General features: G+C 55.5%; 25 protein-coding genes. 22 read left to right on the forward strand and 3 right to left on the reverse strand.

Going from position 1 to position 25,617, the window contains the following annotated elements; genetic code table 11:
- Positions 1–6: 6 nt before the first annotated feature.
- The 10 genes from nrdI to ACFIOZ_RS08835 all read left to right on the forward strand — a co-directional run bounded on the left by nrdI (position 7) and on the right by ACFIOZ_RS08835 (position 9,357).
- Positions 7–441: a class Ib ribonucleoside-diphosphate reductase assembly flavoprotein NrdI gene (gene nrdI, locus ACFIOZ_RS08790; protein ID WP_226249608.1), complete on the forward strand. Its 435-nt coding sequence runs from the start codon at positions 7–9 to the stop codon at positions 439–441.
- Between the two features lie 41 nt (positions 442–482).
- Positions 483–2,645, forward strand: coding sequence for a class 1b ribonucleoside-diphosphate reductase subunit alpha (nrdE, locus tag ACFIOZ_RS08795; protein ID WP_226249617.1), 2,163 nt, complete (start codon positions 483–485; stop codon positions 2,643–2,645).
- Between the two features lie 129 nt (positions 2,646–2,774).
- Positions 2,775–3,746 (forward strand): class 1b ribonucleoside-diphosphate reductase subunit beta, encoded by a 972-nt coding sequence (gene nrdF / locus ACFIOZ_RS08800; protein WP_088701738.1) that lies wholly within the window; start codon positions 2,775–2,777, stop codon positions 3,744–3,746.
- Positions 3,747–3,782: 36 nt separating this feature from the next.
- On the forward strand, positions 3,783–4,184 hold the full coding sequence (locus ACFIOZ_RS08805; protein WP_226249607.1) for an NUDIX hydrolase: 402 nt from the start codon (positions 3,783–3,785) through the stop codon (positions 4,182–4,184).
- A 212-nt stretch (positions 4,185–4,396) separates the two neighbouring features.
- The gene (locus ACFIOZ_RS08810; protein ID WP_226249606.1) at positions 4,397–5,179 is read left to right on the forward strand and encodes a DUF3450 domain-containing protein; all 783 of its coding nucleotides are present in this window, start codon (positions 4,397–4,399) and stop codon (positions 5,177–5,179) included.
- Positions 5,176–6,558: a MotA/TolQ/ExbB proton channel family protein gene (locus ACFIOZ_RS08815; protein WP_386083295.1), complete on the forward strand. Its 1,383-nt coding sequence runs from the start codon at positions 5,176–5,178 to the stop codon at positions 6,556–6,558. The genes ACFIOZ_RS08810 and ACFIOZ_RS08815 overlap by 4 nt, the downstream gene beginning before the upstream one ends.
- Before the next feature lies 1 nt (position 6,559).
- Complete coding sequence (locus tag ACFIOZ_RS08820; RefSeq protein ID WP_088701735.1) at positions 6,560–7,102, forward strand: MotA/TolQ/ExbB proton channel family protein; 543 nt, start codon at positions 6,560–6,562, stop codon at positions 7,100–7,102.
- Positions 7,095–7,502 carry an ExbD/TolR family protein gene (locus tag ACFIOZ_RS08825; RefSeq protein ID WP_022523852.1) on the forward strand — a complete coding sequence of 136 codons (408 nt, stop codon included), beginning with the start codon at positions 7,095–7,097 and terminating at the stop codon, positions 7,500–7,502. The genes ACFIOZ_RS08820 and ACFIOZ_RS08825 overlap by 8 nt, the downstream gene beginning before the upstream one ends.
- Complete coding sequence (locus ACFIOZ_RS08830; protein ID WP_265154502.1) at positions 7,499–8,257, forward strand: energy transducer TonB; 759 nt, start codon at positions 7,499–7,501, stop codon at positions 8,255–8,257. The genes ACFIOZ_RS08825 and ACFIOZ_RS08830 overlap by 4 nt, the downstream gene beginning before the upstream one ends.
- Before the next feature lie 2 nt (positions 8,258–8,259).
- Positions 8,260–9,357 carry a hypothetical protein gene (locus tag ACFIOZ_RS08835; protein ID WP_386083296.1) on the forward strand — a complete coding sequence of 366 codons (1,098 nt, stop codon included), beginning with the start codon at positions 8,260–8,262 and terminating at the stop codon, positions 9,355–9,357.
- Positions 9,358–9,504: 147 nt separating this feature from the next.
- Here the strand turns inward: ACFIOZ_RS08835 and xthA are convergent, their stop codons facing one another.
- Positions 9,505–10,332 (reverse strand): exodeoxyribonuclease III, encoded by an 828-nt coding sequence (gene xthA / locus ACFIOZ_RS08840; protein WP_386083297.1) that lies wholly within the window; start codon positions 10,330–10,332, stop codon positions 9,505–9,507.
- Positions 10,332–10,589: a hypothetical protein gene (locus tag ACFIOZ_RS08845; protein ID WP_226249602.1), complete on the reverse strand. Its 258-nt coding sequence runs from the start codon at positions 10,587–10,589 to the stop codon at positions 10,332–10,334. Before ACFIOZ_RS08845 ends, xthA begins: the two co-directional genes overlap by 1 nt.
- 144 nt (positions 10,590–10,733) lie before the next feature.
- On the opposite strand from ACFIOZ_RS08845, the gene rhlB reads away from it, so the two are divergent.
- Entirely contained in the window at positions 10,734–12,008 is a 1,275-nt protein-coding gene (gene rhlB, locus ACFIOZ_RS08850) for an ATP-dependent RNA helicase RhlB (protein WP_226249601.1), read from the forward strand.
- A gap of 5 nt (positions 12,009–12,013) precedes the next feature.
- Entirely contained in the window at positions 12,014–14,143 is a 2,130-nt protein-coding gene (gene dinG, locus ACFIOZ_RS08855; protein ID WP_226249600.1) for an ATP-dependent DNA helicase DinG, read from the forward strand.
- A 61-nt stretch (positions 14,144–14,204) separates the two neighbouring features.
- On the opposite strand, the gene ACFIOZ_RS08860 is transcribed toward dinG, so the two are convergent.
- The gene (locus ACFIOZ_RS08860; RefSeq protein ID WP_088701728.1) at positions 14,205–15,281 is read right to left on the reverse strand and encodes a 3-deoxy-7-phosphoheptulonate synthase; all 1,077 of its coding nucleotides are present in this window, start codon (positions 15,279–15,281) and stop codon (positions 14,205–14,207) included.
- A gap of 391 nt (positions 15,282–15,672) precedes the next feature.
- Here ACFIOZ_RS08860 and rpoE point away from each other — a divergent pair, with 391 nt between their 5' ends.
- The 10 genes from rpoE (at position 15,673) to recO (ending at position 25,602) form a co-directional block, all read left to right on the forward strand.
- On the forward strand, positions 15,673–16,281 hold the full coding sequence (rpoE, locus tag ACFIOZ_RS08865; RefSeq protein ID WP_226249599.1) for an RNA polymerase sigma factor RpoE: 609 nt from the start codon (positions 15,673–15,675) through the stop codon (positions 16,279–16,281).
- A 301-nt stretch (positions 16,282–16,582) separates the two neighbouring features.
- Positions 16,583–17,311, forward strand: a complete 729-nt coding sequence (locus ACFIOZ_RS08870) for a sigma-E factor negative regulatory protein (RefSeq protein WP_088701727.1) — start codon at positions 16,583–16,585, stop codon at positions 17,309–17,311.
- A gap of 57 nt (positions 17,312–17,368) precedes the next feature.
- On the forward strand, positions 17,369–18,439 hold the full coding sequence (locus ACFIOZ_RS08875) for a MucB/RseB C-terminal domain-containing protein (RefSeq protein ID WP_386083298.1): 1,071 nt from the start codon (positions 17,369–17,371) through the stop codon (positions 18,437–18,439).
- Entirely contained in the window at positions 18,436–18,903 is a 468-nt protein-coding gene (locus ACFIOZ_RS08880) for a SoxR reducing system RseC family protein (RefSeq protein WP_226249597.1), read from the forward strand. Before ACFIOZ_RS08875 ends, ACFIOZ_RS08880 begins: the two co-directional genes overlap by 4 nt.
- Before the next feature lie 82 nt (positions 18,904–18,985).
- Entirely contained in the window at positions 18,986–20,410 is a 1,425-nt protein-coding gene (locus tag ACFIOZ_RS08885) for a DegQ family serine endoprotease (protein ID WP_226249596.1), read from the forward strand.
- A 195-nt stretch (positions 20,411–20,605) separates the two neighbouring features.
- On the forward strand, positions 20,606–22,423 hold the full coding sequence (lepA, locus tag ACFIOZ_RS08890) for a translation elongation factor 4 (protein ID WP_386083299.1): 1,818 nt from the start codon (positions 20,606–20,608) through the stop codon (positions 22,421–22,423).
- A gap of 15 nt (positions 22,424–22,438) precedes the next feature.
- A complete protein-coding gene (lepB, locus tag ACFIOZ_RS08895) occupies positions 22,439–23,242 on the forward strand; it encodes a signal peptidase I (RefSeq protein ID WP_386083300.1) in 804 nt (267 codons plus the stop codon).
- A 67-nt stretch (positions 23,243–23,309) separates the two neighbouring features.
- Positions 23,310–24,002 (forward strand): ribonuclease III, encoded by a 693-nt coding sequence (gene rnc / locus ACFIOZ_RS08900; protein ID WP_386083301.1) that lies wholly within the window; start codon positions 23,310–23,312, stop codon positions 24,000–24,002.
- Positions 23,999–24,898, forward strand: coding sequence for a GTPase Era (era, locus tag ACFIOZ_RS08905; RefSeq protein ID WP_035578621.1), 900 nt, complete (start codon positions 23,999–24,001; stop codon positions 24,896–24,898). The genes rnc and era overlap by 4 nt, the downstream gene beginning before the upstream one ends.
- An 8-nt stretch (positions 24,899–24,906) precedes the next feature.
- The gene (gene recO, locus ACFIOZ_RS08910; RefSeq protein WP_386083302.1) at positions 24,907–25,602 is read left to right on the forward strand and encodes a DNA repair protein RecO; all 696 of its coding nucleotides are present in this window, start codon (positions 24,907–24,909) and stop codon (positions 25,600–25,602) included.
- Positions 25,603–25,617 lie beyond the last annotated feature (15 nt).

A 25,617-nucleotide genomic window follows, 5' to 3' on the forward strand; every position in this document is an offset into this window, starting at 1 on the left:
CCTGACATGCTGGCAAGTTGTTCATCCTCACCTATCGCCGGCAGTTTGGTGTACTTCTCTACAAAATCAGGCAATACCCATCGATTTGTAGAAAAACTTGGTTTTGCCGCAAAGCGACTGCCGTTGAATCGAGATGAGCCTGTTCCACGCGTTACCCAGCCGTATATTTTAATTACCCCCACTTATGGTGGGGGAAGTGAGCAGGGGGCGGTGCCCAAGCAGGTGATCCATTTTCTTAACGACACACATAATCGAAGCCTCCTGCGGGGGGTGATTGCAGCAGGAAATACAAATTTTGGCGAAGCATATGGCCTTGCTGGCCGTATTATTGCGAAAAAATGCCATGTGCCGCTGCTGTATCGATTCGAATTATTTGGCACCGACGATGACGTGGCCAATGTCCGTCAAGGAGTAGAAGAGTTTTGGAAACGACAAACCTAGCCCTGAAAGACTCAGCGCCGAAAGACTCAGTCTCGAACGACGTGTCCACTAGCAGCGGTGAGGCCAAGCGGCCAGCAGCTAAGACCGAAGCGCGCACGCTGGACTATCACGCTCTTAACGCCATGCTCAACCTGTACGGTGCCAATGGCGAGCTACAGTTGGATAAGGATCGCGAAGCGGCACGCCAGTACTTCTTGCAGCACGTTAACCAGAACACGGTGTTCTTCCACTCGTTGGAAGAAAAGCTCGATTACCTGGTCGAAGAGCAGTACTACGAAGCCGAGATGCTGGCCCAGTACAGCTTCGCCTTTATCAAGGCGCTGTTCGAGCAGGCTTACGCCTATAAGTTTCGCTTCCCAAGCTTTTTGGGCGCCTTTAAGTACTACACCAGCTACACGCTAAAAACGTTTGATGGCAAGCGCTATCTAGAGCGTTACGAAGACCGTGTCTGCATGGTCGCGCTGACCCTGGCGCGGGGCGACGAAACGCTGGCGAAGTCGCTGGTGGATGAAATCATTAGCGGCCGCTTTCAGCCCGCGACGCCCACCTTTTTGAACTGCGGCAAGCAGCAGCGCGGTGAGCTGGTGTCGTGCTTTTTGCTGCGTATCGAAGACAATATGGAGTCGATTGGCCGCTCCATTAACTCGGCCCTGCAGCTCTCCAAACGAGGCGGCGGCGTGGCGTTTCTGCTCAGCAATATTCGTGAGTCCGGCGCGCCCATTAAGCGTATCGAAAATCAGTCGTCGGGCATTATCCCGATTATGAAACTGCTGGAAGATGCCTTCTCCTATGCTAACCAGCTGGGGGCCCGCCAGGGGGCAGGGGCGGTGTATCTCAACGCTCACCACCCGGATATCCTGCGCTTTTTGGATACCAAGCGGGAAAATGCCGACGAGAAAATTCGTATCAAAACGCTCTCGTTGGGCGTGACGATTCCGGATATTACCTTCGAGCTTGCCAAGCGCAACGACGACATGTACCTGTTCTCGCCCTACGATGTAGAGCGTGTTTACGGCGTGCCCTTTGGCGACATCAGCGTTACCGAGAAGTACCAGGAGATGGTTGCGGATGCGCGCATTCGCAAGCATAAGATCAATGCACGGGCCTTCTTCCAAACCCTCGCCGAGCTGCAGTTTGAGTCAGGCTACCCATACATCATGTTCGAAGACACGGTTAATCGCGCCAACCCGATTGCTGGCCGCATTAACATGAGTAACCTTTGCTCTGAAATTCTTCAGGTCAATACGCCGACGGAGTATGACGACGATCTGGGTTATCGCCAAATCGGCCAGGACATCTCCTGTAACCTGGGCTCCATGAATATTGCCAAGGTGATGGATTCAGGCGATATCGGCACCAGCGTGGAAATCGCTATTCGCGGCCTTACCGCCGTTTCGGAAATGAGCAACCTGCGCAGCGTTCCCTCTATTGCTGAAGGCAATGCGAAGTCGCGGGCGATTGGTTTGGGGCAGATGAACCTGCACGGCTACCTGGCCCGGGAGCATATCTACTACGGTTCTGACGAGGGCTTGGATTTTACCAATCTCTACTTTTACTGCGTGGCCTTTCATGCGATCCGTGCGTCGAACCGTTTGGCGATTGAGCATAAAGAGTCGTTTGCCGGTTTTGAGGATTCCACCTACGCATCGGGTAGCTTCTTTGATAAGTACACCGATCAGGCATGGTTGCCGCGTACCGACAAAGTGCGTGAGCTGTTCGAGCGCAGCGGTATTGCGCTGCCGACTCAAGACGATTGGCAGGAGCTCAAAGCCTCGGTCATGGCCCACGGTTTGTATAACCGTAACCTGCAGGCGGTACCGCCGACGGGGTCGATCTCCTACATCAATAACTCCACCTCCAGTATTCACCCGGTGGCGGCGAGAATAGAGATTCGTAAAGAGGGCAAGTTGGGGCGTGTTTATTACCCGGCGCCTTTCCTGGATGAAGCGAATTTTGACTACTTCCAGGACGCCTATGAAATCGGCCCGGAAAAGATCATCGACACCTATGCGGAAGCCTCGCAGCACGTCGACCAGGGCTTATCGCTAACGCTGTTTTTCCCGGACACCGCAAGCACGCGCGATATCAATAAAGCGCAGATTTACGCCTGGCGCAAAGGCATCAAAACGCTCTACTACATTCGCCTGCGCCAGAGTGCGTTAGAAGGTACTGAGGTAGAAGGCTGCGTTTCCTGCACGCTGTAATGGCACTGATGTCTGTTGATACGCCTTGTATGTATTGAGCGTTCGTTTTTAAAACCAGCTTTTTATAGCCAGTTTTTATAAATAAGTTTCGCTAGCCCGGCTCTCATAGCCGGGCTTTGAGAGAGTGATATGAATACCATGCAACGTTTATCGCGGGTTGACGCGATTAACTGGAACCGCCTTCAGGATGATAAAGACCTGGAAGTATGGAACCGCTTGACCAGTAATTTCTGGCTGCCGGAGAAAGTCCCGCTGTCGAACGATATTCAGTCCTGGAATACCCTGACTGATAAAGAAAAACAGCTGACGATCCGCGTGTTTACCGGCCTTACGCTGCTGGATACCATTCAGAGCAGTGTCGGTGCGCCAGTATTAATGGAAGATGCCCGCACGCCCCATGAAGAGGCGGTTTATACCAACATCGCCTTTATGGAATCAGTGCATGCGCGCTCCTACAGCTCGATTTTTTCGACGCTCTGCACCACTCGCGATGTGGATGACGCCTTCCGCTGGAGCGAAGAGAATCCCACGCTACAGGCAAAATCCCAGCTCATTTTAGAGCGCTACCGCTCGGATGATCCGCTAATGCGCAAAGTCGCCAGCGTGTTCCTTGAGTCGTTTCTGTTCTATTCTGGCTTCTACCTGCCAATGTACTGGTCAAGCCATGCCAAGTTGACCAACACCGCTGACTTGATTCGTCTGATCATTCGCGATGAAGCGGTACACGGCTACTACATTGGCTACAAATTCCAGCAGGCAATGGCGGAAGCGACACCCGCGCGTCAGCAGGAAGTCAAAGATTACGCCTACGAACTGCTGTTGGAGCTCTACGACAACGAAGTGCGCTACACCGAGTCGCTGTATGACGAGGTCGGCCTCAGTGAAGACGTGAAAAAATTCCTTCACTACAACGCCAATAAAGCGCTGATGAACCTTGGCTTTGAGCCGCTGTTCCCCAGTAGTGTTACCGATGTGGATCCGACCATCATGGCCGCACTTTCACCCAACGCCGACGAGAACCACGATTTCTTCTCCGGCTCTGGCTCCTCTTACGTGATCGGCAAAGCCGTCGCTACAGAAGACGACGACTGGGCGTTTTAATCTCACACCGGAAGTTATGAGCATAGAGGAGGGTGTATGTCAGCCAGCGAAGCTAACGTATTAGAGATCGCCGCTGCCGTCGTAAGCGACCCTGATGGGCGCCTGCTATTGGTGCGTAAGCACAATACATCTTTCTTTATGCAGCCCGGTGGCAAGATCGATACAGGGGAAACTGCCCTAAGGGCGCTGTGCCGTGAGCTGAAGGAGGAGTTGGGCTTGCAGGTTAATGAAGATCAACTGATTCCGCTAGGCGTATACAGCGCTCCCGCCGCCAATGAGCCGGACATGGTGCTCAAAGCGCATCTATTTAGCCTTGTTATCGATGAGCCTGTCGAGGCGGCGGCTGAAATTGCCGAAGCAAGATGGGTAACCCGTGAAGAGGCTTGGCTGCTTCCGCTGGCACCGCTGACGAAAGAGTACGTAGTGGTTAACTATTAAGCTTGAATATTGTAATAACGGGCGCCGAAGGGCGCTTTTTTTATGCGCGCTAGGTAAGCAAAAATCGATTGATTGCTAATGATAAATATTGTCATTTATTCTATTAGTGGTAGGCTAGTCAGCGTGAAAGATAAACGCAAATCGTTCTGATACCCAATTAGTTTCTAGTGGGGCGGCGTCCGCCGCCCGCTACTCAGTGACGGAGAGTCGACGTGCTGAACAGGCCTTTCTTTGCCTTGCGTGGATGGTGGCTAGCGGGAGTGCTGGTCAGTGGCACGCTGTTGGCAAGTGAACAAGCAGTGGCTCAAGCGGCCGAGAGTGTAGAAGCCCAGCAGGCTCAGGCAGCGCTCCAGGAGCAGATTGATGCTGCTGATGAGCAAACCCGCGAGCAGTTGGAAGAGCTGCGCCGTTTGGAGCGCGAAACCCGCCAGTTGGAGGCTGAGAATGCCTCACTGAGTGGACGCTTGGCGGAAGAGGCTGCGCGCCAGCAGCGGTTGGCGACGGCGCTGGATACGCTGGAAGAGACCCGTGCAGCGCTGCCCGTGATTGAGCAAAACATGTCAGCGCAGTTGAGCCAATGGATTGAGCGTGACTTGCCGTTCTTGCGTGATGAACGGTTGGCACGGGTTGAGCGACAGCCCGATGAGCAGGGGCAAAACACCATTGAACGTATTAATGGACTGCTCGAAGCGTGGCGCGTTGAACTCGATTATGGTCAGGAGATGGACAGCTGGCGGGGTCGTTTAAGCCAGGATGGTCGCGAACGTGAAGTGGACTTCTTGCGCATCGGACGTATCGGCTTTTACTACCTAACCCCCGATGGCCGCGAGGGTGGCGTGTGGAGCGCCCAAAGTGGCGAATGGCAGTCGCTGGATGACGAGTACCTGCGCGAAGTGCGCAGTGGTCTGCGCATGGCGGAAGATCAGCGCGCACCGGATCTATTAACCTTGCCGCTCTCGATTACTGTCAATGATCAGCAGGGAGAGCAGCCATGAGTCGTTTTAGCCTAACGTTTAATCGCCAGCATGCTGGTCGTTTGTCCATAGGGCAGTTTGGCGCTATCTGCACACTAATAGTGCTGGCGGCATTCAGTGGTGCAGCCACAGCACAAACCGAAAACGCTACTTCGTTGCGTGAAGCCCGTGAGGCGGCGCAAGCGCGTGACCAACAGCGGTTAATGGACTTCCTGGATGATCAGCAGGCGCTAGAGGCCGCACTGGAGCAGGCGCGCGCCGAGAACGAAGAGGCCCAGCAGCAGCATGAAACGTTAGAGGCCCAGCAGGCAGAGCAAACAGAGCAAGCCAGTGAACTGAGCGAACGTCAGGCAGAGCAGGGCGAAGCGCTTTCCGGATTGTTGGACAATCTGGCCCGGCATAGCTCCGAGATTCGCAATGCGCTGGGGGAGGAGAGCTTGCTCACCCTCGAAGAGGGTTCGTTGCCGCCGCGTTTGGATGAAGTCGAAGTACTTGAGCGCCATCAGTTGGAAAGCTTGGTAGATGGCTTGGCGACGCTAACGGCGCGCACCGGTCGTGCCGAGCGGCTTTCAATGCCGGTCGCCGATGCTAATGGCGAGGTGGCCACCCGCGAGCTGGTACGATTGGGCGATTTTGCAGCCTTTACCGAGAGCGAGCTTGTAGAGCGTGGTCAAAATGACGGCAACCTGGTGGTTTTGCCGCGTACCCCCAGTGCCATTGGCGGGCTGCTGGCGGATTACTACCAGGGCGAAAGTAATGTGTTTGCGGTGGATCCTACTCAGGGCAGTGTGCTGGAAGCCCTGGCCCAGCAGCCCAGTCTATGGGAGCGTTTCCAGCAGGGTGGCTATGTAGGCTACGTGGTTGTAGCGCTGGGGGTTCTGGGCATGATTGTCGGCCTTGGCCAGTACCTCTATCTAGTGTTGGTCAGTCTGCGTGTTAAACGCCAGCGCCAATCCCTTGATCAACTGCGGGCCAATAACCCGCTAGGGCGTGTGCTGTTACGCTTCGAGGGTATGGATAAGCATCAAACCCCTGAAGCACTGGAAGCGCGGCTGGATGAGGCTGTGCTGGCCGAACTGCCTCGGCTGGAGCGCAGCCAACCGATGGTCAAACTACTGGCTGCCATTGCGCCATTGCTCGGCCTGCTGGGCACGGTAACCGGCATGATCGTGACTTTCCAAGCGATTACCGTATTCGGTACCGGTGATCCGCAGCTAATGGCGGGTGGTATTAGCCAGGCGCTGGTGACTACTGTGCTGGGCCTGATTACCGCCGTGCCGCTGCTGTTTGTGCAAACAGCGTTGGCAGGTCGCAGTCGCTATCTGACCCATGTGATTGAAGGGCAGGCGAGTGCGACATTGGCAGATCATCTGGAATCTCAAACGCCCGTGGTGAATTAACATGTCCACTCTTCCTCTCTGGCTCGAACCCGTTGAGCGCTTAGTGGAGGCGGGTGGTGCGGTGCTGGTCGTTCTGGCAGTGGTGGCCGTGTTGGTGTTCGCCATGGCCATGGAGCGCTGGTGGTACTACCGAATCACCTGGCGTATAGCAAGGCGTCAACTGCTGCGCCGCTGGGCGGCGCGCAATGACCACACCAGCTGGAGTGCACGCACGCTGCGCCATGTGTGGGCAGAGGCGCTCGTCGCCAGGCTGCGCAAGCCCTTGCCATGGTTAAAGCTGTTGGTCGCGCTGTGCCCGTTACTGGGATTATTAGGCACGGTAACGGGGATGATCAGTGTATTCGACAGTCTTTCGCTGAGTGAGACTCATCAGGCGCGTGCCATGGCCGACGGTGTTGCCCGTGCAACGCTGCCTACCTTGACCGGTATGGCCGTCGCTGTGGTAGGGCTGTTATTTATTAGTCGTTTAGAGCACGTCATTCGTCGTGAAGACCAGCGGCTGCATGACCGCTTGGCTCGGGCACTGGAGGAGAGTGATGCGTAGACGTCGTTCCATAGATGCAACTGCTGAAAGCAATGAGGTGAACCTTACCCCCATGCTCGACGTGGTCTTTATCATGCTGATTTTCTTTATCGTCACCACCAGCTTTGTCAAAGAGAGTGGTGTCGAGATTGAGCGCCCGGAATCCAGTGCCGCCACGCCGCGTCCAGATGCCCAGGTGCTTGTGGCGATTTCTCCAGAGGGCGCAGTGTGGGTAGATGGTAGTCCTGTGGATGCCCACCGGGTTGGGCAGCAGGTGGCCGATATGCTGAGCGACGATGGCTCGGTGGTTATCCAGGCGGATCGCGAATCCACGACTGGGTTGCTGATCGAGGTGATGGATCGCCTGCGCGAAGCGGGGGTTGACCAAGTGGCGGTGGCAGCGAGTCGGAGTGGGTCATGATGCGCCACATGCTGTCGTTAATGGGAGGCGTCGTGCTGGCAGTGGGCTTGTTCTGGCTGCTTGCCCAGCTTGTCGCTCCCCCCGAGCGGGAGCCCGAAAAGCTGACCATGAGTATGGCGATGACGATGGTTGAGGCACCGGAAGTGGCCCCCGAACAAGAGGCACCCGCACCGCAGCCCGTTGAAGCGGTGCCGCAACAAACGCCGCCGCCCATGCCAGCTCCCGAGCCACCGCCCGTAGCTGAGAGCACTATCAGCATGCCGGAAGTAGAACTGCCGGATGAACCCGTTGAGCCGGTAGAAATGGACAGCGAACTCCCGGAGCTAACGGAAGTTGAACCAGAGCCCCGGCCTGAGCCCACGCCAGAACCTGCGCCTGAGCCGCCGCCACAGGAAGCGCCCGCTGAGCCAGCGCCTGCTGCTGAGACGAGTGAGCCCGCTGAGCGCGAGGCTGCTCCAGCGGCTGAGCCAGCGCCTTCGAATGAGCCAGTTAATGTTGGACGGGCCACTCCAACTAGCCAGACTGAACCCATTTATCCGCCTCGTGCTCAGCGGCGTGGCATGGAAGGTTTTGTGGAAGTGACGTTTACAATTCGCCGCGATGGAAGCGTCGACAGCTCTTCTATACGTATTACCAATGCGCAGCCGCGCCGCGTATTTGACGATGCCGCGCGAGACGCGATTGCTAAGTGGCAATTTGAACCCGATGATCGATTACGCAATGCCACCCAGCGGGTCGAGTTTCAGTTGAGGTAGCTATGAAGCGCCCTTTATCGATTTTATCGCTCAGCGTTTGTTTAATGCTTAGCGCATGGTCATTCTCAGCACTGGCGAGTCCAGCGTTGCAGGGTGATGTGATTGCTGACCTCAATGCGCTGCAGGCTCAATTACAAGATAGTCAACTGCAAGAAGGCGCGTTAGCTCAGATTGTTGAGCGTGCGACTGCTCAGGCCGAGCGCCTGGCGCCAGGCAATCAATCGGATCAGTGGGCTAGCGCCCTCTACCAGCAATTGGCGGCAGGCGCCTTGGCGCGCCAGGATCAACACGCTGAGGCAGCGGATCGGCTGGCGATAGCACGTGGCTTAAATGGGGTTGATAACGCCCAGGCGGCTCGCTGGCTACGTGAGGAAGCCTCACTGCGTCGTGCTGCCGGTCAGCGTGATCAGGCCATTGAGCTGCTCAGTGAGTGGTTAGCCAGTCAGCAGGATATTGATACTACATGGCAGTTAGTCCGCTTGCTGGCGCAACAGGAGCGGTGGGAAGAAGCTGCCGACTGGCTAGAGCAGGCGGTTAATGAGACGCCAGAATTAAACGAAGTTCAGCAGACGCTAGCGCTTGCTGTGTATCGCAATGCAGGGCAAGGCGATCAGGCCTTGGGCTGGCTGCTGGATGGCTTGAATGCGCAAAGCGACGCTGCTGACTGGCGCCAAGCCGCTGGCCTTGCTCAGCAGGCTGGCCAGTCAGGGGTTGCCGCTGGCCTGTGGGAGACGGCGTGGCAATTAGGCAAATTAACCGAGCAGGAAGATTTCTGGCTGTTGGTTCAACTCCATCTCGCCGGCGGCACCCCCGCAAGGGCGGCAGAACACCTAGAGCGGGCGATGAGTGAGGGCGATATTGTCCGCGACGAGTCGAATCTGCGTCTACTGGCCAGCGCCTGGCGGCAGGCCAAAGACGTTGAGAAGGCCCTAAATGCCTGGCACGCCTTGGCGCTGCATACGCAAACTGCCGCCGACTGGCGAGCCTATGGCCAGCTCGCTTACGCCTGGGGTGAGGATGGGCAAGCGAAACAAGCCTTTGCCCGCGCCTCGTCATTAGGTGACGATGAAGCGGAGCAGTGGCTGGCCAGTTTCAACTAGTTAATCTCACGCAGAAAAGATGTTTGTCCAGTTCAGTAGGTCGGCGATAGGGTAAAGCGAGGGTCTTTTTCCAGGGATGGCAAAAGTAGCGCCCATGGATGGGTTCACAGCGCCCTCGCGGCGCCCTAGCGCCGTATGCAGAGAGGTCTAGATTTTAAGCGCAATATCAAAATCGCTCCAGGTAGGCGCGTGATCTGAAGGTCGCTCCATGGCGCGCAGGTCGTAGTCGATACCCGCACCGGTAACCTTTTCTGCAAGCGCCTGGGTGACGAGAATATAGTCGATACGCAGGCCGCGCTTGGGCTCCTGATTAAACCCTTTTGAGCGGTAGTCGAACCAACTAAAGCGGTCAGCGCTGTTTGGGTAGCAGAGTCGGTAGCTATCGCTAAGCCCCCAGGCTTTAATGCCTTCGAGCCACTCGCGCTCAATGGGCTGAAAGCTGGCTTTGCCTTCACGCAGCCAGCGCTTACGGTTAGCTTCACCAATGCCGATGTCCTGATCTTCCGGCGAGATATTAAAGTCGCCCATGATCGCCAGCCGCTCGTCGGGGCGGTGCTGCTCGTTGAGCAGTCGCGCTAACTGGCCATAAAAGCGCTCTTTATGGGGAAATTTGGTCGGGTGAGTAACGTTTTCGCCCTGAGGGAAGTAGCCGTTCCATACCGTCACGGTTTCTCCATCCTCTGCGATTAGACGAACGCCGATCATGCGGCGCTGAGCGTCTTCCCCGTCATTGGGGAAACCGTAAAAAATCTCTTCGGGTGCTTGGCGGCACAGTAAGGCAACACCGTAATGGCCTTTTTGGCCATGATAAAAAACGTGGTAGCCCATGGCCTCTACGTCGGCAAGCGGGAACTCGCTGTCCTGCACCTTGGTTTCCTGCAGTCCAATCACGTCCGGCTGCTGAGTGTCGATCAACGCCTGTAGCTGGTGAAGCCGTGCGCGGATGCCATTAATGTTGAACGAAACCAAGCGCATTATGAGTCGTCCCCGTGCGGTTTGTTGACGCCGCTGCCAGTTTTGTCAGGGTGAATGGCAATATCCTGCCCACTCTGTTGGCGGGCCAGTTTTCTCACCGCCTGAAGTTTGCGCTGCTGCTGTTTTTTCGCTACAAAACGGCGCGAAGGGGCGACTTGATCAGGATTGTCGTGGCGCCATTTTTTATAATCCTTACGCCGACCGGTACGAATGGTTACCTTGTCGGCCAGTGAACGAGTTTTTTTCTTACGCGTCATGTCGCGCTCCTTACGTCGATTTAACGGCTATTCTAACAGGCCTTGGGACTCCTTCGACAGCAGGACGCGCTCTTATCGCCAAGCCCTGGTACAATGCGCGCTTCATGATGCCAACTTCCACAGCAATGGACAGATAGACAGCCTATGAGCGAGTCGGAACAGACCACAGCACCGGCCCAGAACCGCAAGCCAAAACGTCGCCGTCGTAAACCGCGTCGTCGCCAGTCGAGCTGGGATCTTCGTCAGTTTCAGGTGCCCGCCGTGGCAGGCAAGTGGCGCTTTCATGACTTTGATTTGCCGCTGCCCTTAATGCGCGCTATTCATGCCCAGGGGTTTGAGTACTGCACGCCTATTCAAGCCGAAGCCCTGCGCCAAACGCTATTAGGTGGCGACATTGTCGGCAAAGCGCAAACGGGAACCGGTAAAACCGCCGCCTTTTTGATCTCGGTGATGGCCTACTTTCTGGAAGAGCCAACACCCAATGGACAAAAGCCTGGCGCGCCGCGTGCCTTGATTATTGCTCCTACCCGCGAGCTTGCGCTGCAGATCGAAAAAGATGCCAAAGCGTTAGCGCGCTTCACGCAGCTCAATGTGGCGAGCGTGGTCGGCGGTATGGACTACCAGAAGCAGCGTGAAAGCCTGGGCAGCAAGATCGATATTCTGGTGGCAACGCCAGGGCGGCTGTTGGATTTCCACCAGAAGCGCGATATCGACCTCAATGAAGTCGAAGTATTGGTGCTGGATGAAGCCGACCGTATGTTGTCGATGGGCTTTATTCCCGATGTTAAGCGGATTATTCGCTACACGCCGAAAAAAGAGGAGCGTCAGACCTTCCTCTTCTCGGCCACCTTTACCGACGACATCCTGAACCTTGCCAGCCAGTGGACATTAAATCCTGCCCACGTTGAGATCGAAGTGACCGTTGAGAATCAGGCGGATATCGATCAGCGTGTGTACCTGGTGTCCGATGACGACAAGCAGCGCTTGTTGGTTAACCTGCTCCAACAGGAGAGCTTCGAACGCGTGATGGTGTTCGGTAACCGTCGTGACTTGGTACGCAAGCTTGACGACCTGCTGAAAAAGGCCGGTGTCAGTGCGGCGATGCTGTCGGGGGATGTGCCACAGAATCAGCGTATCAAAACCCTGGAAAGCTTCCGCGAAGGTGAGATTCAGGTATTGGTCGCCACTGACGTTGCTGGCCGTGGGATCCACATTGAAGACGTTAGCCACGTCATCAATTACACCCTGCCCGAAGACCCGGAAGATTATGTACACCGTATTGGTCGTACCGGACGCGCCGGTGCTAAGGGCGTGTCGATTAGCTTCGTTGGCGAAGAGGATGCTTTCTCATTGCCGGAAATCGAACGCTACATCAATGACAAACTGCCCTGCGTACATCCGCCGGAAGGTATGCTCTAAACCGCATGCTGGATAATGCCCTTAAAAGCGAGATTCAGGACGCTTATCGTCGCGTGGTGGAGAATCTTGAGCTAACGCCACGCTATGGTCAGCGCATGATGATCGCCGAAATCGCCCGCACGCTGGGAAATATCGAGAGCGACGGCGAGGGCAAGCGAACCAGCGATACCCATGTCTGTGTGCTCGAAGCGGGCACCGGCACGGGTAAAACCCTGGCCTATCTGATTGCTGCCTTGCCGATCGCTAAAGCGCGGGGCAAGCGGCTAATCATCTCAACGGCCACGGTCGCTCTCCAGGAGCAGGTGCTCAACCAGGATTTACCCTCGCTCGCTAGCCACAGCGGTATCGCTTTTCGCTACGCATTAGCCAAAGGGCGTGGCCGCTATGTCTGCGTGGCGCGCTTGGATCAGGCGCTCGAAGGTACCGAGCCCAACCCAACGCTGTCGCTGTTTGAACAGTCACTGCAAACCCAAAGTAGTGACTTCGCGGTCATTGCCAGCGATATGGCTCAAGCCTATGGCCAGGGTGAGTGGGAGGGGGATCGCGACAACTGGCCCGAGGCGATTGAGGATGCCCACTGGCGCCGTCTTACGGTGGATCATCGCCAGTGCACCGGAAGGCGCTGCGGTCACTTTGGTGCCTGCGCGTTCTTTCGCTCCCGCCGCGAGCTTGAAAATGCGGATGTCATTGTCGCCAATCACGATCTTGTGCTGGCTGATTTGGCCTTGGGTGGCGGCGCAATTCTGCCTGATCCCGCGGACTGCATCTTTGTCTTCGACGAAGGCCACCACCTGCCCGAAAAGGCGCTTTCTCACTTTGCCCACCGTTTTGCGGTGCACGGTTGTCTGCGCTGGTTAAAAACGCTGAGAAGCAGCCTGACCGACCTTCACCAGGCGTTAGCCATTCAGCCCACGGTGTCTCGCTTATTGGTGAGCTTGCCAGAGCTGATTCATAACCTGGAGCCTGCGCTAGGTGACGTATTTAGCATGGGGCACCAGTTGGCGGAGCGACCTAATGGTTTAGCAGACGAAGAGGCCACCCATCAATCGCGTTTTGAAAAGGGCCAAGTTCCCGATGCGCTGCGGGAGCAGGCGCAGCAGCTATTGGTGATGTTTGCGTCACTGTCGCGTTGTCTCGAGAGTATCAGCGATATACTGCGCGAGAGTCTTGATCCTGATAAGCAGACCGGCCTTGATCGTGAGCAGGCAGAAACCTGGCTGCCCTTGGTGGCGCTGCTGCATGGGCGAGCCTTAGAAGCCCATGCACTTTGGCAGGCGTTTAGCGAGCAGGATGTGGCCAATGAGGCGCCCAGCGCCCGCTGGATCACCCTTAGCCGTGTTGCAGGCGAACCGGAAGTGGAGTTCTCAGCTAGCCCCGTGTCAGCGGCGCATACCCTGGCCAAGCATTTATGGGGACGCTGCCACGGTGCGGTGGTCACCTCAGCGACCTTGACCGCTTTGGGGCGCTTTGAGCGCCTGCAGGAGCGGGCTGGATTGGCCAATCGCTATCGCTATCAGGCACTGCCAAGCCCCTTTGATTACGCCAATGCGGTGTTGCGAGTCCCCCAAGAGGCCACCGACCCTGGCGACAGGGAGGCCCATGAGCGGGCGATTGTCACGTTTGTGTCGCAGTTGGCCGAAAAAGAAGCGGCGCTGGTGCTGTTCTCTTCCCGTGCTCAGCTGCGGGCGGTGGATAAAGCCCTGCCTGCGATGGTAAAAGAGCGCGTGCTTGCTCAGGATGCGCTACCCAAGCGTGAGCTTATTGAACGCCATCGAGCGGCCGTTGATAAAGGTAAGGGGAGTATCATCTTTGGCTTGGCGAGCTTTGCGGAAGGGATTGATCTCCCTGGCGACTATTTGACGCACGTGGTGATTACTCGGCTGCCCTTTGCGGTGCCCGACGATCCGGTAGGTGCAACATTGGCGGAGTGGATTGAGAGTCAGGGCGGCAATGCGTTTATGCGCATTAGCGTGCCTGATGCGTCTATTAAACTGGTTCAGGCGTGCGGGCGTTTGATTCGCAAAGAGAGCGACCGAGGCACAATCACCTTACTGGATAAACGGGTGATTACCCGCCGCTATGGGCAGGCCCTGTTAGATGCGCTACCGCCATTTCGGCGTGAAATCAGTCGCTAACCGGGCGTAAAAAACCCCGCCGAAGCGGGGTTTTGCCGTCGCTGTTATCGCGGTGATACCGTTATTTGGCGATGCGCTTGGCCAGGGTGGTGGCTAGCTTATCGTTCATGCGGTTGAAGGTTTCTACCGTCGTGTCCCAGTCGATGCAGGCATCGGTAATGGAGACACCATACTGTAGCTGGCTGAGGTCTGCGGTTAGTTTCTGGTTGCCCCAACCAATGTTGGACTCAACCATCAGGCCGATAATGGAGGTATTGCCTTCCAGGATCTGGTTGGTAACGTTCTCCAGTACCAGCGGCTGTAACGCGGCGTCTTTGTTGGAGTTGGCGTGGGAGCAGTCGATCATGATGTTGGGTGAGAGCTTGGCTTTCTCAAGCTCTTTCTCCGCCAGGGCGACGCTCACGCTGTCGTAGTTAGGCTTGCCGTTGCCGCCACGAAGAACGACGTGGCCGTAAGCATTGCCGCGGGTGCGAATAATGGCTACCTGACCGGCTTGGTTAATGCCCAGGAAATTGTGCGGGCTGGCCACGGACTGAAGCGCGTTTATCGCCACGTCCAGACTGCCGTCGGTGCCGTTTTTGAAGCCGACCGGGCAGGAGAGGCCAGACGCCATTTCCCGGTGGGTCTGTGACTCGGTGGTGCGGGCGCCAATCGCAGACCAGCTAATGCAGTCCTGCAGGTACTGAGGTGAGATGGGGTCGAGTGCTTCGGTCGCCAGTGGTAAGCCCATTTCTGCCAGATCGACCAGCAGCTTGCGGGCGATATGCAGGCCTTCATCAATCTCAAAGGAGTCATTAAGGTGCGGGTCGTTAATCAGACCTTTCCAGCCAACCGTTGTGCGTGGTTTTTCAAAATAGACGCGCATCACAATATACAGGCTGTCGCTGACCTGGTCGGCCAGTGTGCGAAGACGGCGGGCGTAGTCGAGTGCGGCTTCCACATCGTGAATTGAACACGGCCCCACGACGACTAGCAGCCGCGGGTCGTTGCCATCCAGGATATTTTGAATGGTTTTACGGCCTTCAATTACGGTACGCTCTGCCGCCTCGGTTAACGGTACGGCATTCTTGAGCGCTTCTGGCGTGGTGAGAACGTCTTGAGCGAGGACGTTAAGGTTATTAACCTGCTGTTCTGACATCTTGCTACCTGTGATTACGTAATGACTGAAAAAGTGAGGCGCCGGTAAAAGTGGTATCTACTATCGCTCGCCGGGCAGGTAAAAATCAATTGCTGTGGAACTATAGCGGCATTAAAAGTGTCAGCCGCAGGGTTTTGCGAAAGGGGGTAAGCGCTTGATGCGCTGCACGGAACGCGTAACACTGGGCGCTCTGTTGTTAAAATTTAGGTCGTTAAAATTTAGTACCGTTATAAAATGCAGCAACATACTCGGGCGACGTACTCGCCCTGTTATTCACTCTATTATTAATCAATGCCCAAGGGACGCTATGCTGCTTGCTGTGAACGCCCACGTGTTAGGGCTAATAGGAATGGGGCTCGGCGCAAGTCGTACGAGCTGGAGGAGCGTGTGAATGGGCACTCGGGAAACAGACCAACAGCTTGTTGAACGTGCCCAGAAAGGTGATACGCGCGCTTTCGATCTGCTGGTAAAAAAGTACCAGCACAAAATTATCGGCCTGATTGGTCGTTACGTTCATGATCACTCTGAAGTTCAGGATGTGGCCCAGGAGGCATTTATTAAGGCGTACCGCGCCTTGGGTAAGTTTCGCTCAGAAAGTGCGTTCTATACCTGGATGTACCGCATCGCGATTAATACAGCGAAAAACTATCTAGTTTCGCGGGGAAGGCGTCCGCCGGGCAGTGATTTGGATATTGTCGATGCTGAAATTATCGACCAGAGCGGACGGTTGGCAGATTCAGAGTCGCCTGAAGCGGCAATCGCCAGAGACCAGCTTGAGGCCGCGGTTTATCAGGCGATCGAAAATCTTCCTGATGATCTGCGCACGGCGATTACCCTGCGCGAGCTGGATGGTCTTGCCTACGAAGATATTGCCCAGGTCATGCAGTGCCCCGTGGGTACCGTGCGTTCGCGAATTTTCCGTGCTCGCGAGGCGGTTGATGAACATATTCGCCCATTAGTATCGACGGCGCGGAACAGTCGCGACGAGGAGTGGTCGTAGGAAGGCGGCAATATGATCGCTGTAACAATGTCGGTATAAAAAATAAAGGTTTTATTTTTTGTGAACTGTCTGGCATGTAAGGCGTCATAAAGCCTGACTATCTTGATGAGCACGCTTGATGTGTCAATCGTTGATATATCGGTGTGCAAAGCGTCATGAGCTTAGCGTCGCAGGTTAGTAAATTTTGATAATTTCCTTAGCCTGTAACGGAGTCTTGGCCTTGGAAGTCGTCGGAGTGGTGGTGTAGGTAACGAAGGCCATCACCCCAGTACTTCTTTTAAACAGTGTGAGGGTGTGAAGTATGAGTCAAAACACACGGGAATCACTTTCGGTGTTAATGGATGGCGAAAGTGATGAGCTTGAGCTTCGCCGAGTGTTGAAGGCACTGCCAAATGATGACGATGCCGCAGAAACATGGCGCCGCTATCACCTTGCCCGCAGCATGATGCAGCGCGAGCAGGGCGTTGATGTAAGCGTTGATCTTTCTGCGGGCATTATGGCTCGTTTGCGCGAAGAGCCTGCTCCAATGATGCAAGACTCTGAGCCTGCGGCTCACCGTACGGGCGGCATCTCGTTTGCTCGCGGCGCCGGCGTTGCCGCTGCTGTGTCACTGATGGTGATTACTGGCGTTCAGTTCTTTGGCAATGACTCATCCGTTCGCCAGGGCAGCAGTGACGTAGCCACGACGACACCTGGGGCTAATGGATCCACCCAAGTGCAGCCCGTTAGCCTGGCTTCTCAGTCGGCAGTGGCTACGCGCGCTGATATGCCCATGTTTGAGCCTACTCCGTTTCGGCTCAGCGGCCAGTCGGGGCAAGGTGGTTTAATGAACATTAGCGAAGCTGGCTACTCGGTTCAGACACCCCAGGGAGTCTCCGCGTCCCAGGGGACTAACATTGATGTTGATCAGATTGGCTTATTGCAGTCTTATTTAGAGCAGCATACCCAGAGTGCCGCTTACGGTAGTGGCGACAGTTGGATGCCATTAATGCGCTCATCGGCAGTCACTGAGCCATTGGGTCAGCGCTAAGCCGAATGCATGCTTTTTGATTATTGATGCACAATGGGTAAGTAAGGAGTGCGCGGGATGGGGGTGCGCAACATAAGAGTGCCCAGGCGCTTAAAAGGTACTTGGGCGCTGGCGTTTTTGGTGGGCACGCTCTCGCTTCAGGCGCATGCAGAAAATGCCGACAGCCCTACGGAAACCAGTGCTTCGGAAGCCAGTGCTCGCTCTAGCGATAGTGATGGCTATGAGTGTGCGATGGAGGAGGTTGAGGCGCAACCCCGCAACGCAACCGAGTGGCTTGAGCGCGGCCTGTGGGCCAGTCACTGTTATGCTTTTCAAGCGAGAGCAGTGGCTATCGACTCTGTCGATGTTCGCACGCTAGCACTGTCGCACCGCATTAAAGACGGCGTTCGTCAGCAGGTGGTGCAGTACCTTGACGGCCCTTCCGTAAGCATTGAGCGTCGCTCGCCGGTGGGTAGATTGGCCTGGACTGAAGGGCATGGCAACGGTGAGCTACCTTCTCCAGCAAGATGGGCAGCTCATCTTGAGAAATATTATGCTATCGAGCTTGAGGACAACACCCGGGTAGCAGATCGTGATGCTATCAAGCTGGTTTTTGAACCCCGCGACCAGTGGCGCTTTTCACATGAGTGGTGGCTGGATGGGGATACCGGATTGCTGCTTAAACATGTGCTCAGTGATCATCAAGGCAGGATCATTGAAACCTTTCAAATTACCCAGCTTCAGTCCCCCGAAAAATATACTGGCAGCGTCAGGGCGGCTACCCCTATCGTTATCGGCAGTACACCTTGGCGCGCCACTTGGTTGCCCGATGGCTTCGTTGCACAACCCGTCACTTTCGCCGGCGATGATATTCACCAGCGCGTCTACAGTGATGGTTTGGCTACCGTAAGTATCTTTGTCGAGCCCCTTGCGCAGGATGCAACCACTACCTTGCAAGAAGGCGTGCAACAGCTAGGGGTTTCGGCCGTGGCCATTGAGCATGCCATCACTGCTGAGGGGCGCTGGCAGTTGGTGGTGATTGGTGAGCTGCCGGTAGCAACGCTGCAGCGCATAGTTCGCTCAATCACTTTCGATCTCCTGGAAGACCCATCTCCGCAAAGCAACGATCAGGCTGGGGAGATTGAATGATGACCTCGTCTTGCTGTGACGCTTTGTCTGATACTTCTCTACACCGTGCTGGCACGGTCGTCGATCATGTTGCGCAAAGTGTCATCGTAGAAATTTCCGCCCAACAGAACTGCGAGCAGTGCGCTCAGGGGAGAGGTTGTGGCGGACGTTTGTTGGCGCGCCAGCGCAGTCAGCGCATTGCTGTTGCACTCCCCACGAGAACCAGTAACGCTGAGCGAAACTATCCGCTAGGCCGTCAAGTCACTATTAGCTTACCGCGCACCTCTGTCACACTGCTGGCTTTTTGTGTTTATGGATTGCCACTTATGTTGGCGCTGTTGCTATCCGGCACGGTGTCGTTTGTAAGTGACATGGTTTGGCTGGCACCGCTGAGTTTTTTTATTGCCTTGGTCGGCGGTGCGCTAGGTATTAAATACCTAATGCGTGGGCGTGGGGAACGCTTTCGCCCACGCTTGGTCAATTAGTTCGTCAATTTGGTTCTCCGGCATCTCGCTTTGAGTTGTTGATCTGTCATTGATTGCTATTACATAAAGTAGGAGCTCTTGCATGAAGCGCTTGATTCTCCCTTCCACGCTTTGGGTCTGTGTGGTGGCACTGCTAACGTTTGGCCAAGTCGCCAACGCTCAGAATTTGCCTGATTTCACTGCCTTAGTTGAAGACGCTGCGCCAGGGGTAGTGAATATCTCGACCAGTCGAACGGTACAGCGCAGTAGCGCGCCGGGTTTGGGTGGGTTCGGTGGTCAGGAGATCCCGGAAATTTTCCGTCACTTTTTTGGAGAGGAGTTCGGTGATCGCTTTCCAGCACCGCCTGGTGGCGGGCAGGGGCGTACAGAAGAGCGGCAGTCTTTAGGCTCAGGGTTCGTTATCAGTGAAGATGGTTATGTAATGACCAATGCACACGTTGTGCAGGATGCTGATGAGATCCTCGTGCGGCTCAATGACCGGCGTGAATTGAGTGCGGAAGTGATAGGTAGCGATCCACAGACTGATGTGGCGCTACTTAAAATTGATGCCAGTGACTTGCCTACACTTACGCTAGGGGATTCTGATGAGCTCAAAGTAGGTGAGTGGGTGGCTGCTATTGGCTCGCCTTTTGGTTTTGATCATTCGGTCACCGCGGGTATTGTCAGTGCCATTAACCGTACCTTGCCGCGAGATGCGTATGTGCCGTTTATTCAAACCGATGTAGCGATCAACCCCGGTAACTCCGGTGGCCCGCTGTTCAATCTAGATGGCGAAGTGGTGGGTATTAACTCACAAATCTTTACCCGCAGCGGTGGCTTTATGGGCGTCTCGTTTGCCATTCCCATTAACGTTGCCATGGATGTGGCCGACCAGCTGCGTGAAGGTGGTCGCGTGAACCGTGGTTGGTTAGGTGTGATGATCCAGCCCGTGTCTGACGACCTGGCCGAATCGTTCGGCATGGAGAGTGCGATTGGCGCGCTGATTGCTGACCTTGATCCCGAAGGCCCCGCGGCACAGGGTGGGCTTCAGGCTGGCGATGTCATCCTGGAGGTCAATGGTGAAGAGGTCGAACGCTCGAGTTCACTGCCACGGCTGATTGGTAAAGGTGCGCCCGGCACCGAGGTGGAGCTCACCTTGATGCGTGACGGTGAAGAGCTGACCGAGTCAGTCGAATTAGGTAGCTGGCCAGATGCCGAGCAGCAGACGGCGCAGGGCAGCAGCAATAATCAAGCGCGTCTTGGTGTCATGGTCGCAGAAATTGATGACACCATGCGTGAGCAGTTGAATATTCCCGGCGGTGTGATCGTGCGCCAGGTTGAGTCTGGCAGCGTGGCTGCTGAGGCCGGCATTCGCCCAGGTGATGTATTAGTGAGCATTGATCACCGCAGCGTTTCCTCTTCCAATGAGCTGGTAGAGATTGTCGAGGCGTTGCCCACTGACCGTGCTATTCCAGTACGTCTGTTCCGCGATGGGCGCTCACTCTTTGTAGCGCTTCGTCTGGAATAGCCCGCCTATTTTCACTCCTGGTCCGGCGGTTCTCGCCGGACCGCTGTTCCTAGCCTGCGCATATCGCTACAATAGCGAATATCTTTTTGTCGGAAATGGCCCTTATTTTCAAACGGCAGCTGTTTTCGAGCTTTGAACTCTCGAAGCGGCCTGCTAGTGGGGCCGCTTGCGTACCACTAAGGCAGAACAGACTCGATGTCCCAAGACGTTCCCAACGGAAAGCTTAAGCACATACGCAATTTCTCTATTATCGCTCACATCGACCATGGTAAATCGACGCTCTCTGATCGCCTGATCCAGACCTGCGAGGGGCTGACCGAGCGTGAGCTTAAAGAGCAAGTGCTCGATTCAATGGACATTGAGCGTGAGCGTGGTATTACCATCAAAGCGCAGTCGGTCACGCTGGATTACACCGCCGCCGATGGTCAGGTTTACCAACTGAATTTTATCGATACCCCTGGGCACGTCGACTTCTCTTATGAAGTGTCGCGTTCGCTCTACGCCTGTGAAGGGGCGTTGCTGGTGGTCGATGCTGCACAAGGGGTGGAGGCTCAGTCGGTCGCTAACTGCTATACCGCTATCGAACAAGGCCTGGAAGTACTGCCGGTACTTAACAAAATCGATTTGCCCCAAGCGGACTGCGACAAGGTCGCTCAGGAGATCGAAGAGATTATTGGCCTCGATGCCACTGATGCCTGCCAGGTTTCGGCTAAAAGCGGCATTGGCATCGATGCACTGCTTGAGCGTTTGGTGCGTGATATACCGCCGCCCAAAGGTGACCCGGAGGCGCCGCTGCAAGCGCTGATTATCGACTCCTGGTTTGATAACTACCTTGGCGTTGTCTCGTTAGTACGTCTTTTCGACGGCACGCTGCGTAAGGGCGACAAGATTCGCATTAAATCAACGGGACGTGATTGGGGCGCCACGGAGGTGGGTATTTTTACCCCCCAGCGCAAACAGACCGATATTCTGCGCGCCGGTGAAGTGGGCTTTATTGTCGCAGGCATTAAAGAGATTCACGGGGCACCAGTGGGCGATACGATTACCCACACCAAAACACCTGATGTAGCGCGTCTGCCTGGTTTCCAAAAGGTAAAACCGCAGGTGTATGCGGGTATGTTTCCGGTCAGTGCGGATGATTACGAAGATTTCCGCGATGCGCTTGAAAAACTGGCGCTTAACGATGCCTCGCTTGAGTATGTGCCAGAGAACTCCGACGCACTTGGTTTTGGTTTCCGGGTAGGCTTTCTTGGCACCCTGCACATGGAGATCATTCAAGAGCGCCTGGAGCGAGAGTATGGCATCGACCTGCTCACTACCGCCCCCACGGTTGTCTACGAACTGGCGATGAAGAGTGGTGATGTTAACTACGTGTCCAACCCTTCCAAGCTGCCCGATATGGCCGACGTAGATGAAATGCGTGAGCCGATCGTCCGCGCCAGTATATTGGTTCCCCAGGAGTACGTGGGTAACGTCATTGCCGAGTGTGAGCAGCGTCGTGGTGTGCAGCGTGATATGCAGTTTTTGGGCAACCAGATCCAGTTAGCCTACGAGCTGCCCATGTCAGAAGTGGTCATGGATTTCTTTGATCGCCTGAAGTCTATCTCCAAGGGGTACGCCTCACTTGAGTACAACTTCGAGCGTTTTGAAATGGCCAAGTTGGTGCGTCTTGACGTACTGATTAATGGCGACAAGGTAGACGCGCTAGCGGTGATTATCCACCGTGATCACGCCCACCAGCGTGGCCGTCTGCTGGTGGAAAAGATGAAAGAGCTGATCCCACGGCAGATGTTTGATGTGGCGATTCAGGCAGCGATTGGTGGGCAAGTGGTGGCTCGCTCCACCGTGAAGGCGCTACGCAAGAATGTGACGGCTAAGTGTTACGGCGGCGATGTCAGCCGTAAGAAAAAACTGCTCGAGAAACAGAAAGCAGGTAAGAAACGCATGAAACAAGTGGGGCGCGTGGAAATCCCCCAGGATGCCTTCCTTGCTGTGCTCAAGGTTAACGACTAGGAAAGAACGCCACTCATGGATTTTTCATTACTGCTGGTACTTGCCGTTGCGCTTTCGGGCGTTATTTACCTGTTGGACGTGTGGCTATTAAAGCCCAAGCGCCGCCAACGCTTCGCCGCAGCGGAGGCCAAGACCCAGGACGGGCTTGATCCAGCTACCAGCGAGAAGCTGCTTAAAGAGCCTTGGCCGGTTGACTACGCGCGCTCGTTTTTTCCAGTGCTGCTGGTGGTGCTGGTGGTGCGTAGTTTTATCATCGAACCGTTTCAGATTCCCTCTGGTTCAATGCGTCCTACGCTGGAAGTCGGTGACTTTATTCTGGTTAACAAGTTTGCCTACGGCCTACGTTTGCCGGTGGTGAACACCCGCTTTATCGAAGTCGGCGACCCTGAGCGTGGCGATGTCATGGTGTTTCGTTTCCCCGATGAGCCTTCGGTGAACTTCATCAAGCGTGTCGTCGGCATGCCCGGGGATCGCATTCGTTATGAAGGTAAGCAGCTCTACGTTAACGGTGAGCCGGTGACGAAAGAGCTGATCGAAGAGGGGCCCGAAGGGTCGCCTCAACAGCTACTGTTAGAAGAGCGCCTTGGTGATGCCGAGCACTTTATATACAACAACCCGCGCGACCCTGGCCCGCAAATGCGTGAAGTGGAAGTCCCTGAAGGGCACTACTTCATGATGGGTGATAATCGCGACCACTCCAACGACAGCCGTTACTGGGGATTCGTGCCGGAAGAGAATATTGTCGGGCGCGCGTTTGCAGTATGGATGCATTGGGATGGCGGGTTGCCAAGCTTTACCAGCGTGCGGCACATTGAATGAAGACGCTGCCAGTACTGGATTTAGTTAGTTATGTCACTTTAGTTAACGTCAATGACGTAGGAGAGCTGTGAGTAATTCCTTGAACGCTTTTTGCCGACGAATCGGCCATACCTTTGGCGACGATACGCTATTGGAATTGGCCTTGACCCACCGTAGCTTCGGTGGTCGTAACAATGAGCGCCTGGAGTTTCTGGGTGACTCCATCGTTAACTTTGTTATCGCCGAGGCACTGTTTCAGCGCTTTCCCCAAGCCCGGGAAGGGCAGCTTTCACGTCTGCGCGCACGCTTGGTAAAGGGACAGACTCTGGCGGAGTTGGCCCGTGAAATGGAGTTTGGTGAGTGTTTGCGACTGGGCTCCGGCGAGATGAAAAGCGGTGGACACCGTCGTGAATCTATTCTAGCGGATGCGGTAGAAGCCATTATTGGCGCTATTTATCTCGACGCTGGCATGGATGTGGTGCGTGACCGTGTGTTGAATTGGTACGCCGCTAGGCTGGAAAATATTTCGTTACAAGACACCCAGAAAGATCCTAAAACGCGACTGCAGGAGTTTCTGCAATCGCGTCAAGCCGCGCTACCGCGGTATGAAGTTGTCTGCGTAAAGGGTGAGGCGCATGCCCAGACCTTTACCGTGGAGTGCTACATTGACCTGCTGGCTGAGCATACCACTGGTAAAGGCCCTAGCCGCCGCCATGCTGAACAGCAGGCGGCAGAAGAAGCGCTGTCGTACCTCGAAAAAAGCCCTGGAGATAAATCATGAGCCAAACCTGCGGATTCGTTGCCATTGTTGGCCGACCCAACGTGGGCAAATCAACCCTCATGAACCGTATTCTGGGGCAGAAAATATCGATCACCTCGCGGCGCCCGCAAACCACGCGCCATCAGGTGATGGGTATTAAAACAGTCGATGAGACGCAGTTTATCTACGTGGATACGCCGGGCATGCACATCATGTCCAAGGATCGTAATAAAGCCATCAACCGCTTTATGAACCAGGCGGCCACCCAGGCGCTGCGCGATGTGGACTGTGTGGTGTTTATTATCGACCGTACCCGCTGGACGGAAGAGGATCAGGCGGTATTAAAGCGCCTGGAGCACGTAAAAGCACCGGTGATTCTGGCGGTGAATAAAGTCGATCGCCTGGGCGAAAAAGGTGATTTGCTGCCATGGCTGGCAGAGGTGGGCGCGCGCCGCGATTTTGCCGCTATCGTGCCGATTTCAGCCAAGCACGGCACTCAGGTGGATACCCTGGAAGAGGAGGTGGCCAAACACCTGCCTGAGAGTGTGCACTTCTTCCCTGAAGACCAGATTACCGACAAAAGCCTGCGCTTTATGGCCGCCGAGCTGGTGCGTGAAAAAGTGATGCGCCAATTGGGCGACGAGCTGCCCTACCAGATGACCGTTGAAATTGAAGAGTTTCGCGAGACAGAGCGGGTGACTCATATCAGCGCTTTGATTTTGGTGGAGCGTCAGGGGCAAAAAGTCATCTTGATTGGTGAAAACGGCGACCGCCTCAAGAGCATTGGTCGCGAGGCGCGCCTGGATATGGAGCGCGCCCTGGGCACCAAAGTGATGCTCAATTTATGGGTGAAAGTAAAACGCGGCTGGTCGGATGACGAACGCGCCTTGAAAAGCTTGGGTTACGATCTCGATTGAAAGTAGCGATGTCACCAGAGCCGGCTTTTCTGCTCCACCGTCGGCCTTATCGTGAAACCAGTGCACTGGTGGATCTATTAACGCTTGATTACGGCAGAGTGCGTGCTGTCGCCCATGGTGGACAAAGGCCCGGCTCAAAATCCCGTCAGCGGCTACAGCCGTTTACACCGCTGTTTGTGACCTGGCAGGGCAGCCGTGAGCTAAAGCGGCTTACCCTGATGGAATCCCGCGGCCAGACGGCGCTGCTGGCCGGTGAAGGATTGCTATGCGGCCTTTACGCCAATGAGATTGCAACCCGGCTGCTGCCGCTGGAACTGCCAGCCCCTGAGGTTTTTGCGTTTTACACCGCCCTGCTTGAAGCGCTACCAGCGCCAGCGGAGCGAGCGCTGGCGTTACGCCGCTACGAGTGGGCGTTGTTAGAGACGCTGGAGGCCACGCCACAGTTTATGACACCAGAAGGCGGCGTCTTGGATCCCCAGCTCCGCTACCGCTTTGACACCGCTAGCCGGGCATTTATGCCTACAGAGCGTGGGCTTGATGGCAGAACGCTGCGTTATATTGAGCAGGGGGATTGGCAGCATGAAGGCCTTGCCAATGCATTGAAGGCGGTGATGCGAGCGGCCTTGGCACCCCATCTGGGCACCACCGTGTTACGTTCGCGGGAGCTGATGCTTGATTTAGCGCGGCGCCGTCAGCGTCCCTAATTACAGTTCTCAAAC

The organism is Vreelandella sp. F11, assembly GCF_042466685.1.
Lineage (GTDB): Bacteria > Pseudomonadota > Gammaproteobacteria > Pseudomonadales > Halomonadaceae > Vreelandella.

Excerpts from the sequence above, each read along its gene's own strand:
- rhlB (WP_226249601.1), top strand. The coding sequence starts at position 10,734 with ATGAGCGAGTCGGAACAGACCACAGCACCGGCCCAGAACCGCAAGCCA.
- ACFIOZ_RS08805 (WP_226249607.1), top strand. The coding sequence starts at position 3,783 with ATGTCAGCCAGCGAAGCTAACGTATTAGAGATCGCCGCTGCCGTCGTA.
- ACFIOZ_RS08820 (WP_088701735.1), top strand. The coding sequence starts at position 6,560 with ATGTCCACTCTTCCTCTCTGGCTCGAACCCGTTGAGCGCTTAGTGGAG.
- nrdF (WP_088701738.1), top strand. The coding sequence starts at position 2,775 with ATGAATACCATGCAACGTTTATCGCGGGTTGACGCGATTAACTGGAAC.
- nrdI (WP_226249608.1), top strand. The coding sequence starts at position 7 with ATGCTGGCAAGTTGTTCATCCTCACCTATCGCCGGCAGTTTGGTGTAC.
- lepA (WP_386083299.1), top strand. The coding sequence starts at position 20,606 with ATGTCCCAAGACGTTCCCAACGGAAAGCTTAAGCACATACGCAATTTC.
- recO (WP_386083302.1), top strand. The coding sequence starts at position 24,907 with ATGTCACCAGAGCCGGCTTTTCTGCTCCACCGTCGGCCTTATCGTGAA.
- dinG (WP_226249600.1), top strand. The coding sequence starts at position 12,014 with ATGCTGGATAATGCCCTTAAAAGCGAGATTCAGGACGCTTATCGTCGC.
- ACFIOZ_RS08835 (WP_386083296.1), top strand. The coding sequence starts at position 8,260 with ATGAAGCGCCCTTTATCGATTTTATCGCTCAGCGTTTGTTTAATGCTT.
- ACFIOZ_RS08870 (WP_088701727.1), top strand. The coding sequence starts at position 16,583 with ATGAGTCAAAACACACGGGAATCACTTTCGGTGTTAATGGATGGCGAA.
- ACFIOZ_RS08880 (WP_226249597.1), top strand. The coding sequence starts at position 18,436 with ATGATGACCTCGTCTTGCTGTGACGCTTTGTCTGATACTTCTCTACAC.
- ACFIOZ_RS08830 (WP_265154502.1), top strand. The coding sequence starts at position 7,499 with ATGATGCGCCACATGCTGTCGTTAATGGGAGGCGTCGTGCTGGCAGTG.
- ACFIOZ_RS08845 (WP_226249602.1), bottom strand. The coding sequence starts at position 10,589 with ATGACGCGTAAGAAAAAAACTCGTTCACTGGCCGACAAGGTAACCATT.
- ACFIOZ_RS08815 (WP_386083295.1), top strand. The coding sequence starts at position 5,176 with ATGAGTCGTTTTAGCCTAACGTTTAATCGCCAGCATGCTGGTCGTTTG.
- ACFIOZ_RS08825 (WP_022523852.1), top strand. The coding sequence starts at position 7,095 with ATGCGTAGACGTCGTTCCATAGATGCAACTGCTGAAAGCAATGAGGTG.
- lepB (WP_386083300.1), top strand. The coding sequence starts at position 22,439 with ATGGATTTTTCATTACTGCTGGTACTTGCCGTTGCGCTTTCGGGCGTT.
- ACFIOZ_RS08875 (WP_386083298.1), top strand. The coding sequence starts at position 17,369 with ATGGGGGTGCGCAACATAAGAGTGCCCAGGCGCTTAAAAGGTACTTGG.
- ACFIOZ_RS08885 (WP_226249596.1), top strand. The coding sequence starts at position 18,986 with ATGAAGCGCTTGATTCTCCCTTCCACGCTTTGGGTCTGTGTGGTGGCA.
- xthA (WP_386083297.1), bottom strand. The coding sequence starts at position 10,332 with ATGCGCTTGGTTTCGTTCAACATTAATGGCATCCGCGCACGGCTTCAC.
- rpoE (WP_226249599.1), top strand. The coding sequence starts at position 15,673 with ATGGGCACTCGGGAAACAGACCAACAGCTTGTTGAACGTGCCCAGAAA.
- era (WP_035578621.1), top strand. The coding sequence starts at position 23,999 with ATGAGCCAAACCTGCGGATTCGTTGCCATTGTTGGCCGACCCAACGTG.
- ACFIOZ_RS08860 (WP_088701728.1), bottom strand. The coding sequence starts at position 15,281 with ATGTCAGAACAGCAGGTTAATAACCTTAACGTCCTCGCTCAAGACGTT.